11 protein-coding genes and 1 tRNA gene are annotated in these 14,666 nt (G+C 43.7%); 7 read left to right on the top strand and 5 right to left on the bottom strand.

The features are described from left to right. Positions 1-282: 282 nt before the first annotated feature. Positions 283-768: a GtrA family protein gene (locus AB5627_RS11810; RefSeq protein WP_046441720.1), complete on the bottom strand. Its 486-nt coding sequence runs from the start codon at positions 766-768 to the stop codon at positions 283-285. 209 nt (positions 769-977) lie between these two features. Between AB5627_RS11810 and AB5627_RS11805 the strand changes: the two genes are divergently transcribed. The 3 genes from AB5627_RS11805 (at position 978) to AB5627_RS11795 (ending at position 3,679) form a co-directional block, all read left to right on the top strand. Further along, entirely contained in the window at positions 978-2,246 is a 1,269-nt protein-coding gene (locus AB5627_RS11805; RefSeq protein WP_195550839.1) for a hemolysin family protein, read from the top strand. After that, entirely contained in the window at positions 2,239-2,742 is a 504-nt protein-coding gene (locus AB5627_RS11800; RefSeq protein WP_195550838.1) for a hypothetical protein, read from the top strand. Before AB5627_RS11805 ends, AB5627_RS11800 begins: the two co-directional genes overlap by 8 nt. A gap of 103 nt (positions 2,743-2,845) precedes the next feature. After that, positions 2,846-3,679, top strand: a complete 834-nt coding sequence (locus AB5627_RS11795) for a hypothetical protein (RefSeq protein ID WP_337812438.1) — start codon at positions 2,846-2,848, stop codon at positions 3,677-3,679. Between the two features lie 107 nt (positions 3,680-3,786). On the opposite strand, the gene AB5627_RS11790 is transcribed toward AB5627_RS11795, so the two are convergent. Together AB5627_RS11790 and AB5627_RS11785 are read right to left on the bottom strand one after the other, a co-directional pair. Beyond that, positions 3,787-4,284, bottom strand: a complete 498-nt coding sequence (locus tag AB5627_RS11790) for a hypothetical protein (protein WP_022287602.1) — start codon at positions 4,282-4,284, stop codon at positions 3,787-3,789. A 55-nt stretch (positions 4,285-4,339) separates the two neighbouring features. Beyond that, positions 4,340-5,725, bottom strand: a complete 1,386-nt coding sequence (locus AB5627_RS11785) for an MATE family efflux transporter (protein ID WP_022287603.1) — start codon at positions 5,723-5,725, stop codon at positions 4,340-4,342. A gap of 486 nt (positions 5,726-6,211) precedes the next feature. Between AB5627_RS11785 and AB5627_RS11780 the strand changes: the two genes are divergently transcribed. Next, the gene (locus AB5627_RS11780) at positions 6,212-8,785 is read left to right on the top strand and encodes a cation-translocating P-type ATPase (protein ID WP_022287604.1); all 2,574 of its coding nucleotides are present in this window, start codon (positions 6,212-6,214) and stop codon (positions 8,783-8,785) included. Positions 8,786-8,893: 108 nt separating this feature from the next. Here the strand turns inward: AB5627_RS11780 and nrdG are convergent, their stop codons facing one another. Then, positions 8,894-9,412 carry an anaerobic ribonucleoside-triphosphate reductase activating protein gene (gene nrdG, locus AB5627_RS11775; RefSeq protein WP_022287605.1) on the bottom strand — a complete coding sequence of 173 codons (519 nt, stop codon included), beginning with the start codon at positions 9,410-9,412 and terminating at the stop codon, positions 8,894-8,896. Positions 9,413-9,668: 256 nt separating this feature from the next. Beyond that, positions 9,669-11,843, bottom strand: a complete 2,175-nt coding sequence (nrdD, locus tag AB5627_RS11770) for an anaerobic ribonucleoside-triphosphate reductase (protein WP_195550835.1) — start codon at positions 11,841-11,843, stop codon at positions 9,669-9,671. A gap of 357 nt (positions 11,844-12,200) precedes the next feature. Between nrdD and AB5627_RS11765 the strand changes: the two genes are divergently transcribed. From AB5627_RS11765 to AB5627_RS11755, 3 genes are all read left to right on the top strand, one after another. Continuing rightward, positions 12,201-12,277 (top strand) — tRNA-Arg (locus AB5627_RS11765). Positions 12,278-12,483: 206 nt separating this feature from the next. Then, complete coding sequence (locus tag AB5627_RS11760) at positions 12,484-13,437, top strand: GTP-binding protein (protein ID WP_022287607.1); 954 nt, start codon at positions 12,484-12,486, stop codon at positions 13,435-13,437. 345 nt (positions 13,438-13,782) lie between these two features. Then, a complete protein-coding gene (locus tag AB5627_RS11755; protein WP_022287608.1) occupies positions 13,783-14,439 on the top strand; it encodes an HD domain-containing protein in 657 nt (218 codons plus the stop codon). Positions 14,440-14,666 lie beyond the last annotated feature (227 nt).

The following is a 14,666-nucleotide window of genomic DNA, read 5'->3' as shown; positions in this document are numbered from 1 at the left end:
GATATATTAAAGCCCGTGGGCTTCCATATCGAGGAAATCCACGGGCTTTGTTGCGCTTTTTTTTACAGCGCCTTTTTATGTATGTGTTATTTTGGGGTAGGTGCGAACAGTGTTCGCACGCATTTGTTTGTTCACACAAATTCATTAAAAATCAAAACGAAGTCGCTTCGATATCGGGACGCCGAGGGCGTCGTCCCCTACATTTAATGTTTTTATCAACATAAAGCATAACCCAACGGGCTACCTCAGGTCGACCCTACATGATGTTGTGATTTTGTATGCTTATTTCTTTCTGAAGACCACAAGCTTGCTGATGACATAGTTAAGTATCAGCACAACAACGTTTGCCACTATCTTTGTTACCCAATAGTTGAAGCTGAGAAGTGAGTAGCCGAGCCACATCATGAACATTTCTACGAGAAGAGTGAATATCCTTCCGCCGTAAAATGAAGCCGCTTCGGAGATTATCGCCTTTTTGCCCTCTGCTTCAGACTCGAAAACCCATATCCTGTTGGTTATGTATGCGAATGTTACTGCACATATCCATGATATGACGGTGCTTGTGGTAGAAACACCGCCCTTGCCTATGCCTGCCTGCTCCAAAAGCACTTTTGAGATGCCTGCGGTCACAAAGCTGACTGCGGTGGTGAGTACGCCGAAAAACAGATACAAAAGCATTTCCTTGTTTTTGACGTAAAAGGGTCTGAGCCAGCCGAATATCTTCCAGTCCATTATTTTGTCGAAAATGTCTTTATCTTTCTTTGCCATTTCTGTTATCTCCTTTTGTGCATATGAATATTATGAACACAAAGAATATTATAACTCTTTTACTTCGTTTTTTCAACAATACTGTTGCAATTGGTTAAAAAATATGTTATGATAACTATATGTAGTCAGTTTTCATGACTGCCTTTAGTGCTATTTTTATAACTAGGGCAGCAAATTTATATTCTGACCTGAAAGGATAATTTTATTTTATGAAAGTTGTTATCATCGCTGTGCTTCTTATGCTGTCTGCTATTTGTTCTGCAACGGAGACAGCGTTTTCTTCATGCAACAGGATAAGGCTTAAAAAACTTGCAGACGACGGAAACAAGTCTGCAAAGAAGGCAATGAACATATGCGATAATTTTGACAAGGCACTCACCGCTATACTTGTTGGAAACAACGTGGTGAACATTTCTTCATCTTCTATTGCAACGGTGCTTTTTACGGAGAAGTTCGGCAAGGGAAGCGTGGGTCTGGCTACTGTAGTCATGACGGTGCTTGTGCTTATTTTTGGTGAGATCTTGCCTAAGAGCCTTGCGAAGGAAAATTCTGAGCGGTTTTCTATTCTTATGGCGGCTCCGCTTTCCGCATTCATGTTCATCATCACGCCTATAACGGCTATCTTTATGGGCATAAAAAGCGGCGTTTCAAAGCTTGTGGGCAACAAGAACAGCGAGCCGTCTGTTACTGAGGAAGAGCTTAAATATATCATAGACGAGATTCAGGACGAGGGCGTACTTGAAGAGCAGGAGTCGGAGCTTGTGCGTTCGGCACTTGATTTTGACGAGATAACCATAAGCGAGATACTTGTGCCGAGAGTAAATATCGAGGGTGTTGAGCTTCATGAGGATATGGAGAGCATAAAAAAACGCTTTGTGCAGACAAAGTTTTCAAGGCTTCCCGTGTATGACAAGGACTTAGACCACATTGTGGGACTTATCCACCAGTCTGACTTTTTTGAAATGTATCTCAAGGGCAAGACAGACATAAGCCTTATAATGAACAAGCCACTTTACATAACCGAAAACCGCAAGATCTCTGAGATCCTGAAGCAGATGCAGCGCAAAAAGGTGCATATGGCGGTGGTGCTAGACCAATACGGCGGCACGGAGGGCATTTGTACCCTTGAGGATATCATAGAGGAGCTTGTGGGCGAGATCTATGATGAAAGCGACGAGGAGGATACCTCCCTTGTGAAAATAAGCGACGGTGTTTACGAAGCGTCGGCGGAGCTTTCGGTATCGGATTTTCTTGACAGGATAGGACTGCCGGAGGATACTATCGAAACCGAAAGAACATCTCTCGGTGGCTGGATAATGGATATGCTTGACAGACTTCCTGAGCAGAATGAAGTTATAAGCTGTCCGCCTTTTGAGATGACAGTGAAAATGGAGGACGAGCAGAAAATAGACAGGATACGCTTCAAGATATCCGAAGAGGAGCTTGAAAGCAAGAAGGCGGAGGAAGAAAATGCCTAAGCAGATAAAGAAAGAGCAGATAAAAAAGTCAGAACTTTTATACAGAAAATGGTCTGTTGCAGGGCTTGCGGCAGCGGCTGTGTTCATGGGGTGTATGGCTGGGCTTATGAGCATGATAGTGAAAACCGAGGGGGCAAAAGTGCCAACGATAGTGCTTTTTGCGGCGTTTGTCATTTACACGGCAGTGTCGGTGGTATGTGCGGTGCTTGGAGTGAAAAGCTATGTAAAGGACGACTGCGGAGTGTGCCTTTTTCAGGGTATAGTGCATATTTACAGCGTTATAGCCTGCGTAATGAATGTGAGAATGGCATTTATAATACTGTTCTCAGCGTTAGGCTCGCAATCGGGGGTAGATACCCTTATAGGAAGCCAATCGCAGAACGAATTTATACAAAGTCAGTATGCAAGCTGGATATGCCTTGCTGTTGCGTCGCTGTTTTCAGTGATACTTGGTATTTTGGCGGTAGTATGGCTTGTGAAAAATAAAAAGAACTGATAAATCGGCTTTGCGTAGGGGCGACCTTGGGTCGCCCATTATTTCGTATGTTTCACAGCATACAGGTCTTAGAAAATCATAGAGTAAGGAAGAAGAAAAAATAATGTTTTTGCTTATACTTGTAGTTGTATGCTACACAATATGTTCCCTTAGTGACAAGTACGCTGTTTCAACGGCAAAATTCAACGGCGATGAGCTTGGATTCTTAATGGCGGCGGCAACGGCTGTTTTCATGGCTTGTTGTCTGCCTTTCCTCGACAGGACTATTACGCTTAGCTGGCAATCCTTTGCGGCGATAGGTCTGCTGTGCTTGTCGAAGATCCTTGAATTTAAGCTTTCGGCTATTATCCTTGATGAAATATCAGCCTTTGAGCTTAAGGCTTGGCTTGGTATCACCCTTTTCATGTCCTATGCAACGGATATTTTCCTTGGTGAAAAGCCGAGCATTTTCAAGTTTCTTTTTATCGTGCTTACTGTTGCAGGACTTGTTTTTATCGCAAAATCAGGCAGAATGGACAGCGGAAATATAAATTACCGCAGGATAGTTGTTCCTCTGGCGTTCTATCTTTTGGCAAGATACGGCTACGGCATAGTTGTAAGAGCGTCGGAGAATTACATATCCTCGACCATGGCGCTGTTCTTTGCGCTTATACTTATGGCTATCATACTTCTGCCAAGGGCGAAGCCTTTGGAGATATTCAAGAAAAATCAAAAGGGCGCATGGGTGGTTGTGCTTACAAAGATACCGAATGTGGCAGGTCTGCTTGCGGAGAACGCTGTTATTGCGGTGAGCCTTGCGAGTGCGTCATTTATCCAGCCTATGATACTGTGTTCGCTGTTTGTTATAGCGCTCATAAGAAAAGAGCCTATCACAAAGCTGAGATTTATCGGCAGCGTTATTTGTATGGTGGGCATAATAGGATTTCAAATATGTTAAAAAACAAAACGTCGGACGTTTTCAAATTCGTCCGACGTTTTGTTGTCTGAAAGTTTACAGAAAGAAAGTGAGCGACCAGAGGTCGCCCCAACATTTTGATGTTATGTTTATCTTTCGGTATTGTACATTGCGGCAAACCAGTAATCTTCTTCAAGATAGCTTGTGTCTTTCTTGCCCCATGTAATTTTTATTTTCACAAGACAGCCGTCAATATCCTCTTTTGGAAGCTCCAGCTTTTTGGACTCCTTGGCAAGCACCTTTCCGTCATAGCTGTAGACAGTGTAAAGCACATCACCGAGCCTGTCCCCTGTGACTTCTACGGACATAGGGGTTTTAAGGGTAACATTGCCGTCCTTATCTACATCTGCCTTTATATTAAATGACGGTACAGAGGAGAGCAGAGTGTCAAAGCTTTCGTCAGCGGAAAGGCTCTCTCTCTTGCCGTTGCAGTATCGTGTCTTTTCAGTGCCGGGAAGCTCATATTTGCTTCCGTCACAGGTCAGCACAACTGAACCTTTCTCCACCTTTGGAGTTATATTTATCACAAGGGCGCAAGCCAAAAAGATAACGGCGGTAAGCAGACCTACAAGTATTTTCCTTTTCATTATTATCACCAATGCTATTATAGCACCTTTTGGAATAATAATCAAGGGCAGTGTTTTAGTCTTTGAGCTTTATCTCACGTTTTATCCTGCCCATTATCACAATGGCGGCGACAGTGCCTACAAGCTCGCCGAACGGAACGGCTGCCCATACTATCTTGCCTGCTGAGGAGGTAAGGGTGAGAAGATAAGCCGCGGGGAGAGGGATAACTAAAAGTCTGATAAGGGAAAGCACAAGGGAAGCTATGCCATGGTCGAGCGCCTGAAAAATTCCCTGATAGGCTATGTTTGCACCTGCAAAAAGATAGCCTAAAGTGATTATCCTTATGGCGTAGGTGGCGAATATCTCCGTATCTGCTGACAGTGAGAATACATGGCATATCTGAGAAGCAAAAAGCTGCAAGCCTATAATGCCAAGGAGCATGAGTCCCAACGTGTAGAGCATACCGTATTTTATGCCTGAACGAACTCTTGTTTTGTCCCCTTTGCCGTAGTTGTATGATACAACCGGAATGATAGTATTGTTCATGCCGAATGACGCAAAGAATACGAACTGCTGTATTTTATAATAGATACCATAGGCTGTTACGGCGGATTGACCTATCCTGTTGAGTATGACATTAAGACCGTAGGTCATGACGGACATAAGAGCCTGTATTATTATGGCAGGAACGCCTATTCTATAAATGTTTGTTATCATTTTGCGCTGGGGTATAAAATACCTCATGCCGCTTGGTATCTCTTTGTTGCACACAAAATGAAGCACGCCGCCTATGACCATTGTGAGTACCTGACCGATGACAGTGGCATATGCGGCACCTTTTACTCCAAGCTCTGGGAAAGGGCCAAGCCCGAAAATCAAAACAGGGTCAAGGACGATGTTGGCTATTGCGCCTACAAGCTGAGCAATGGTGGAATGGATAGTTTTGCCTGTCGCCTGCAAAAGCTTTTCAAATATCATTGAACCTACTGCACCGAATGACAACACACAGCATATGCCTAGATATTCGCCCCCAAGCTTTAGAGCAAGACTATCATGGGTCTGTGTTTTCAAAAATGCGTCAGTGCCGAAAAATCCGAACAGCATGAACACGATGTAGGTGCAAAGACCTATGAAAATGGCGTTGCCTGCTATTTTGCCTGCACGCTCAAAATTCTTTTCTCCAAGGCTTCTGGAGAGCAAGGCATTTATTCCAACGCCTGTGCCTACGCCTACAGCGATTATCAAAAGCTGGACAGGGTATGCAAGGGTTAGGGCGTTTACGGCATATTCGCCTATGTGCTCAACTGTATCATCTGTTATCCTGCTTACGAAATAGCTGTCAACGATATTGTAAAAAGCCTGAACTATCATTGAAATTATCATAGGCAGACCCATGCTCAGCATGAGTTTCGGCATGGGCATAACGCCCATCTTGTTTTCTTTCAGAGCTTCTTCGCTCATATTTCATTACCTCCCGTTTTTTGCGCATAAAAAAACAGCACAAGTCCGAATACAATCGGACTTACGCTGTCGCTGCTCATTGTTATAATTATTATACCATACATTTTTTCATATGTCCAAGGACTTTTTATACAAAAGTCAGGCTTCAAAGACTCACTTTTTTGATGATATGAAGCGTTGCAAATGTACAATAAAATATATAAAAAACTATTGACAAAATCAAAAATATAGGTTATAATAACCTCATAGTAAAAGAGAGTAGCTGGCGGAGAGATCCGTTTATGTTTGCGTCAATACGTTCCGATGAGGGACCGCTGCATATCTAAACGGCGAGACTTTTATTGATTAAATTGCCACAGGCGCAGTTTACCCAATAAACGTCTTGCCGATTTTTTATGCGTTTATTTTACTGAGCCTATGAGAAAAGGAGGCTTTGAAGGGTATATCGGCAGCGACTACAGGAAAAAATAAAAAAGGTGGTATTTTATGAAGCAGTATCAGAAAAAACTTGACCAGCTTTACACTGAGTTTTCATCAGGTGAAAATGGTCTTTCAACCGAACAGGCAGTGAAAAACTGTGAAAAGTTCGGACGAAATGTTATCACGGAGGGCAAGAAAAAATCCATTCCAATGATATTTTTAGAGCAGTATAAGGACTTTCTTGTGCTTATACTCATTATTGCTGCGATAGTTTCAGCTTTCATGAAAGATGTTGAGAGCTGTGCAGTAATTCTCGTTGTTATCACAATGAACGCTATTTTGGGTACAGTTCAGACCGTCAAGGCTGAAAAGTCACTGACGAACCTTAAAAAGCTTTCTGCACCGACGGCTAAGGCGTTGCGAAACGGCGAAAAGGTAATTATCCCCTCTGAGGAGATCGCAGTGGGCGACATTCTTCTTATCGAAGCAGGCGACCAGATATGTGCAGACGGCAGGCTGATAGAATGCGCGTCTGTTCAGGTGAACGAGTCTGCGCTCACAGGCGAGAGCGTTAATATCGACAAGGATATGAGCGATATAGAGGGCGAAAAGCCTTTGGCTGAGCGTGCAAATATGGTTTATTCAGGTTCTTTTGTCACATACGGCAGAGGAAAAATGCTTGTCACTGAGGTTGGTATGGACACTGAGGTGGGCAAGATAGCCTCACTTATCCAAAACGCATCAGAGAGAAAAACGCCTCTCCAGAACACGCTTGACGAGTTCGGCAAAAAGCTTTCCATTGCTATACTTATTGTCTGTGCAGTAGTGTTCGGACTTAGTATGCTTCGTGGCGGCCAGCTTATGGATTCGTTCATGTTCGCTATCGCACTTGCTGTTGCGGCTATTCCTGAGGCTCTCAGCTCTATCGTTACTATTGTGCTTTCTTTCGGCACACAGAAAATGTCAAAGGAAAACGCTATCATAAGAAAGCTTCAAGCTGTTGAGGGCTTGGGCAGCGTTTCTGTAATATGCTCTGACAAGACCGGTACTCTTACTCAGAACAAGATGACAGTCAGAAAAATAATGGTAGACGGCAGGATAATCGACACTGACGCTGTTGATCTTGATGATGAAAAGGTCAAGACTATGACAAGAGCCATGATCCTTTGCAACGATTCAAGCTGTAAGGACGGTGTTGAGATAGGCGACCCTACTGAAACGGCTCTTATCAATTTTGGCACAAAGCTTGGTATCGACACTGACAAGGTGAGGGAAGATCTCCCTAGAATTTCTGAGATACCATTTGATTCAGACAGAAAGCTTATGTCAACTCTGCACGTTATCGACGGCGAAAAGGTGCTATATGTAAAGGGTGCGGCTGACGTTCTTATAAACAGGATAACTTCAAGCGACGAGGAAAAGGCTGTTATAACCCAGCGTGTGGCAGAGCTTTCGGAAAAAGGTCTGCGTATACTTGCATTTGCAGAGAAAAAATTCGACAAGGATACCGTATGTCCAGAGGACGAGGATGGATTGGAGTTTGTCGGTCTTATTGCTATGATGGATCCTCCGAGAGAGGAATCAAAGGCGGCTGTTGCCGAATGCCGCAAGGCAGGCATAAAGCCAGTCATGATAACAGGCGACCATATCGTTACGGCTTCGGCTATTGCCCGTGAGATAGGTATTCTTGACGACAACTCAAAGGCTGTCGAGGGTCACGAGCTTGACGCTTATTCAGACGAAGAGCTTGTTGACTTTGTAAAGGACAAGGCTGTTTACGCTCGTGTTACACCTGAGCATAAAATAAGGATCGTAAAGGCTTGGCAGGCAAACGGCTGTATAGTTTCCATGACAGGCGACGGTGTGAACGACGCACCTGCGTTAAAGCAGGCTGATGTGGGCGTTGCAATGGGCATCACAGGAACTGAGGTTTCAAAGGACGCTGCCTCAATGGTGCTTGCAGACGATAACTTTGCAACTATAGTCAAGGCGATAAGAAACGGCAGAAACATTTACGAGAACATTAAAAAGGCTATACTCTTCCTGCTTTCGGGCAACTTTGCGGCAATTCTTGTGGTGCTTTTCAACTCACTGCTTGGACTTCCTGTTCCGTTTGCGGCAATACATTTGCTGTTTATTAATCTGCTTACAGACTCGCTTCCTGCTATCGGTTTGGGTCTTGAACCTCACTCCGAAGAGGTCATGAAACGCAAGCCAAGAAACGCAAACGAATCTATCCTCACACGTCCTTTCCTGGGCGAGATCGCATTGTATGGCGTAGTTATAGCGATAGCAGTAGCTTTGGCTTTCCTTATGGGAAACAAGACAAGCGCAGCTCTTGGTATGACGATGGCATTCGCAGTGCTTTGCTCTGCAAGATTGTTCCACGGATTCTCGTGCAAGAAAAAAGGTCCTGTTATATTCTCAAAGGACTTTTTCAACAACAAGTTCGGTCTTATGGCGTTCGGTCTTGGAATGGTATTTTTAAACTCCGTTCTGCTCGTTCCACAACTCAAGGGACTTTTCAAGATAGCAGACATGACAGGTATGCAGTTTGCATGGATATACATTCTAAGCTTTGGCTCTATGCTCGTTATCCAGCTTATAAAGGCGATATTCTTTACAAAGTCTGAAAAGTAAGGTCAAGAGCATGACACATGGTCAATAAATGGGACGTCTAGGACGCCGTCCCCCTACAATTTGTATAAAAAAACCGCTCTTCGTGATAACACGGGGAGCGGTTTTGTTTTACATATCTTCGCAAGGCAGCCAAATGCCGTCCTCTTTATGAAGTATCCTCTGATTTTCAGATCCTCTGAATTTCAGGGAGATGTTTTTCTTTTCAAGGACGAACTCGCCGTCAACGAGGTAATCGATAAGGCTCAGCATTTCGTCTGTGTACTGCGTTCTGTATGGGGACTTTGAGCCTGCAAGCAGGTCAGTTTCAAGGGTACAGCCTGTGTAGCACCACACGTCCTTGTCGGGAAGTTCGGTTTTCACACGGCGGAGGAGTTTTGTAAGCTCAGGCTGGTTCTCAGGCTCCATAGGCTCGCCACCAAGGAGCGTAAGTCCTTTTATATAGCCCCTTGAGAGGGCGTTAAGTATCTCGTCTGCGGTGGTATCTGTGAAAGGCTTGCCGTAGTCAAAGTTCCAAGTGTCAGGCTGAAAACAGCCCTTGCAGTGGTGTCTGCAGCCTGATACGAACAGCGTGACCCTCACTCCTGAGCCATTGGCGATATCGGTTTTCTTTATCTCACAATAATTCATTTTCCGCTCCTTTCATACATACAACGCAGGGCAATACGATTTTGTATTGCCCCGATAGTTATATGCTGTTTGCTGTTTTATGTCAATAATAATGTTCATTATTTTCGGATTTTGCAGTTTTGAGTTTTTGAGTTTTCCTTGCTATAATGTTCATTTTTTTGACGAGTTTTGATTTTTAAACTTTTGAGTTTTAACGGCTATAATGTTCACTTTTTTTGAAAATCGAATTGTAATTTTACATGGGTTTTCAAAGAAATCACAAATGCAAAACTCTTTCCTTTATCTCCTGAGTCCTGCCCTGATTCCAGAACTGCGTGCCGATGTAGCCGCAGGTGCGCCTTGCAACGTTCAGAGTGTTCTGATCTCTGTTGCCGCAGTTCGGACACTCCCATACAAGCTTGCCGTCATCTTCTACTATCTTTATCTCACCGTCAAAACCGCACTTCTGACAGTAGTCGCTCTTTGTGTTAAGCTCTGCATACATGATGTTGTCGTAAATATGCTGCATAACTGCAAGAACAGCCTCTATGTTGTTCTGCATATTCGGCACTTCCACATAGCTGATAGCTCCTCCTGGTGAGAGAGCTTGGAACTGTGACTCAAAGGTGAGCTTGTCAAATGCGTCGATGTTCTCGGTAACATGGATATGATAGCTGTTTGTGATGTAGTTTCTGTCTGTTACACCCTCGATAACACCGAAACGCTTCTGCAAACATCTTGCAAATTTGTATGTTGTGGACTCCAATGGCGTGCCGTAAAGGCTGAAATCTATGTTTGTTTCCGCTCTCCACTTTGCGCAGGCATCATTAAGGTGCTGCATAACTTCAAGTGCAAAAGGCGTTGCTGAAGGGTCTGTGTGTGACTTGCCAGTCATGTATCTTACGCATTCGCAAAGACCTGCATAGCCAAGTGATATGGTGGAATATCCGCCGAACAGGAGCTTGTCGATTGTTTCGCCCTTTTTAAGCCTTGCCAATGCACCGTTCTGCCAAAGGATAGGCGCAACGTCTGACGGAGTGCCTTTAAGTCTTTCGTGACGGAGCATAAGCGCACGTCTGCAAAGCTCAAGTCTTTCATCAAATATCTTCCAGAACTTATCCGTATCCTTATATGACGAGCAGGCAACGTCCACAAGGTTTATTGTAACAACGCCCTGATTGAATCTGCCGTAATATTTAGGCTTGCCGTTTTCGTCAAGATATGTTGTAAGGAAGCTTCTGCAGCCCATGCAAGGGTAGCACTGACCATTGCCGTTCTTGTCTACCTTAAGCTCTTTCATTTTCTTTTCGCTTATATAGTCAGGCACCATTCTCTTTGCGGTACACTTTGCAGCAAGCTTTGTAAGCTCCCAATATTTTGAGCCTTCTCTTATGTTGTCCTCTTCAAGGACATATATTAGCTTAGGGAACGCAGGTGTTATATAGACACCCTTTTCGTTCTTTACGCCTTGGATACGCTGTCTGAGCATTTCCTCTATGATAGCCGCAAGGTCATCTCTTGTCTGCCCCTCCGGCACCTCGTCAAGGTACATGAAAACAGTAACGAAAGGTGCTTGACCATTTGTTGTCATAAGAGTGATGACCTGATACTGTATCATCTGAACGCCCTGAACTATCTCAGCCTTTACTCTCATTTCGGCTACCTTATTTATAGTATCCTCGTCGGCAGGGATATTAAGCTCTGCGAACTCTTTTTTTACCTCACGGCGATATTTATCACGGGATATCTGAACGAACGGAGCAAGGTGGGAAAGTGTGATACTCTGTCCGCCATACTGTGAAGAAGCTATCTGAGCGATAGATTGTGTAGCGATATTGCAGGCTGTAGAGAAGCTGTGTGGCTTTTCTATCATGACCTCGCTTATGACAGTGCCGTTCTGGAGCATATCCTCAAGATTTACAAGACAGCAGTTGTGCATATGCTGAGCGAAATAATCAGCGTCGTGGAAATGTATCAGACCTTTTTCGTGAGCTTCGACTATATCGTCAGGAAGCAAAAATCTTCTTGTGATATCCTTGCTCACTTCACCTGCCATATAATCCCTCTGAACTGAATTGACAGTAGGATTTTTATTGGAATTTTCCTGCTTGACTTCCTCGTTCTCGAAGTTAAGAAGAGAAAGTATCTGCTTGTCAGTAGTATTAGCCTGTCTGACGATAGAACGCTCATAGCGGTAAGTGATATAATGCTTTGCCACTGTATACTTGCCGTGGCGCATGATATCGGCTTCCACCCAGTCCTGAATAGTTTCAACGTCCATAGCCCTATTCATTTCAGAGCATTTGTCCTCTATATTCTGTGCTATCTCTCCTATTTCTCCCTCAGAGAGCCTATCCTTTTCCTCCACAGTGATATTAGCTTTTGCAACGGCATTTTCTATCTTTTCCTTATCGAACGTATTCTCAGCGCCGCTTCTTTTTATTATCTTCACCTATACTCTTCCTTTCATTCTATCCTGCTCAACCACTATATATTGTGGTTGACTTCTTTTATTACAACATAATATTGAACATTTACTATTATACCACAATCAGAATATAAGTCAAGGGCATAGAATGATAAATAATCTACAAAAATTCCGGTTAAAAACAGAGCAGTTTGCCGAAAAAGTATTACAAATGATTACAAACACTTGATTTACAAAAAGTGTGAAAAATAATGGCATTTAAAGGGTGGATAAAGGTGTGAAGCTACAAGAAACGATGTGAACATTCTGTAAAATAAGTGGAGAAATTCAATTAACTTGTTGACAAGGGTGCTTGCATATGATATAATATTAGAGTTGAATGCGCCAGTAGCTCAGCTGGATAGAGTGACTGGCTACGAACCAGTAGGTCGGGGGTTCGAGTCCCTTCTGGCGCACCAGCGTATTTACGCACTTTGCGGGCTTGCAGGGTGCGTTTTTTGTTGCCAAGCTTTGCACCGCTCAATAAGCTTTGCTGCCAACTTTGTAATGTAGGGCGAGTCCCTGTACAAAATACGCTTTACTTAGTGTAAGGCGTTTTTTTTATTTCTGTCATTGCCAAAGCACTGTCAATGTGGTATAATATGACCATTAGGAGGCATTAACTATGAACACAGAGAAAAAGAAAACCAAGGTAGACCTTGTGACGGGGTTTCTCGGAGCAGGGAAGACTACTTTTATAAAAAAATATGCCCGTTATCTTTTGGATAAGGGCTGTAAAATTGGCGTGTTGGAGAATGATTTCGGTGCAGTGAATGTGGATATGCTTATTTTGCAGGAGCTTTTGGACGAGAATTGCGACCTTGAAATGGTCTCGGCGGCTGATAAGGATTGCCACAGACGGCGTTTTAAGACTAAGCTTATCGCTATGGGTATGCGTGGTCTTGACAGGGTCATTGTGGAGCCGTCAGGTATCTATGAAGCTGACGAGTTCTTTGACGTGCTCAGAGAAGAACCTCTTGATAATTGGTATGAGATAGGAAGCGTTATAACTATTGCAGATGCCTGCCTTGATACCAACTTGTCGGAAGCTTCTGATTATCTTCTTGCTTCTCAGCTTTCGGAAGCAGGCATAGTTCTCATGAGCAGATGTCAGGAAGCCACAAAACAGGAGCTTGAGGATACTCTAAAACACCTTGAAGCTGTGCAGAAAAAGTTCCATTGCCACAGAATGACAAAGCCTGAGATAATAATGAAAGATTGGTCGGAGCTTACAGATGAGGATATGGAAAGGATAGCCAACAGTGGGTATGAGCCTGATTCCCACGAAAAGCTGTGGTTCGACCAAGATAAAGCTTATACCTCTTTGTATTTTATGAATATGAAGCTTCCTGACAATGCTATGGAAGATGCTGTGAGCAGGCTTATGAGCGACAGCAAGTGCGGAAGGATATTCCGTGTAAAAGGCTTTATGCAAAACGCTGAGGGCAAGTGGCTTGAGCTTAACGCCACCCACAAGAACATCACTGTTAAGCCTATAGAGCGAGGTCAGGCGGTGTTTATCGTCATTGGCGAGGGGCTTGACAAAGAGCATATTGACGGTTATTTTGTGCCTGTATAGTGTCAAAATATTGTAAAATAAATGCGGAATGTATTGTATATAAGCTTGGATAGTGATATGATAATTGCAGGTTATAATTACACATTTTAAAGATCGGTGCAAGTGTATCTCATGCTGCAATGTATGGCGTAAAATGCCCGTCACGGCGAGTGACTGTAGGGGAGCGGCGCAATTTCTGCTTTGCAGAAATACGACGTCCCGTTCGGAGAGCGACATGGTTTGTATAATCGCAAATTCATGCAGGCGAGCAAATGCGGGCGAACACTGTTCGCCCCTACAATACATTATGTGGACGTAAAAAGCCTTGCGTAGATAAATATAATCATAAACCAACAGGAGAAATCAATGACATACAAAGAGATAAGAAAAAACAAGGAAATAAAAGCATTTATAAAAAGGGCAGGGATAAATCTTACATCTCTGGGTTTTACAGACCATTCAGAGGTGCATACCACTCTTGTGGCAGACAGAGCCGCCGCAATACTTAAAGAGTTCGGCTATGATGAGCATACCATAGAGCTTGCAAAGATAGCAGGGTATATGCACGATATCGGCAACGCTGTCAATCGTACACACCATGCAGAGTATGGTGCAATACTTGCAAACGATATTCTCAAAGACACTGATATGCCATTGGAAGATAGGGTGACGATAGTTTCCTGCATTGGAAGCCATGACGAATCAACAGGGGGCGCAACAGACCCGGTGTCAGCCGCAGTGATAATAGGTGATAAAACAGACGTGCGAAGAAATCGTGTGTCAAATAAGGATAAGTCCTCTTTTGATATCCATGACAGGGTGAACTATGCGGTAACAGAAGCGAGCTTAAAGATAAATGCTGATAAAAAGGTCATATCCCTTAATTTGCAGATAGACGAAAGTATCTGCACCATGTATGACTATTTTGACATTTTCCTGCAGCGTATGCTTATGTGCAGAGGTGCGGCAGGTGTTCTGGGAGCAAAGTTCAAGCTTACAGCAAATGGAAGCAAAGTATTGTGATTTAACGCACAAACTATGTAGGGGAGCGGCGCAATTTCTGCTTTGCAGAAATACGACGTCCCACTCGGGGCGATATGGTTTGGATTATCCAGAATTTGTGTAGAGCAACATTGTGCGGATAATACAAATGAGATTGCAGACGAAACGTCGAGGGGACGGGCTGTCAAGGGCGCCAGCCCCTACAATAATGTTGTGCGGATATTGAAAATTGTGCAAAAAAGGGACGA

Origin of the sequence: Ruminococcus sp. RTP21198st1_G1_RTP21198_201120 (assembly GCF_040924265.1) — a bacterium.
Taxonomy (GTDB): Bacteria; Bacillota; Clostridia; order Oscillospirales; family Ruminococcaceae; genus Hominimerdicola; species Hominimerdicola aceti.
This window is presented reverse-complemented; position numbering and strand designations above follow the sequence as displayed.

Coding starts and splice junctions, on each gene's coding strand:
- AB5627_RS11810 (WP_046441720.1), bottom strand. CDS start 768: ATGGCAAAGAAAGATAAAGACATTTTCGACAAAATAATGGACTGGAAG.
- AB5627_RS11805 (WP_195550839.1), top strand. CDS start 978: ATGAAAGTTGTTATCATCGCTGTGCTTCTTATGCTGTCTGCTATTTGT.
- AB5627_RS11800 (WP_195550838.1), top strand. CDS start 2,239: ATGCCTAAGCAGATAAAGAAAGAGCAGATAAAAAAGTCAGAACTTTTA.
- AB5627_RS11795 (WP_337812438.1), top strand. CDS start 2,846: ATGTTTTTGCTTATACTTGTAGTTGTATGCTACACAATATGTTCCCTT.
- AB5627_RS11790 (WP_022287602.1), bottom strand. CDS start 4,284: ATGAAAAGGAAAATACTTGTAGGTCTGCTTACCGCCGTTATCTTTTTG.
- AB5627_RS11785 (WP_022287603.1), bottom strand. CDS start 5,725: ATGAGCGAAGAAGCTCTGAAAGAAAACAAGATGGGCGTTATGCCCATG.
- AB5627_RS11780 (WP_022287604.1), top strand. CDS start 6,212: ATGAAGCAGTATCAGAAAAAACTTGACCAGCTTTACACTGAGTTTTCA.
- nrdG (WP_022287605.1), bottom strand. CDS start 9,412: ATGAATTATTGTGAGATAAAGAAAACCGATATCGCCAATGGCTCAGGA.
- AB5627_RS11760 (WP_022287607.1), top strand. CDS start 12,484: ATGAACACAGAGAAAAAGAAAACCAAGGTAGACCTTGTGACGGGGTTT.
- AB5627_RS11755 (WP_022287608.1), top strand. CDS start 13,783: ATGACATACAAAGAGATAAGAAAAAACAAGGAAATAAAAGCATTTATA.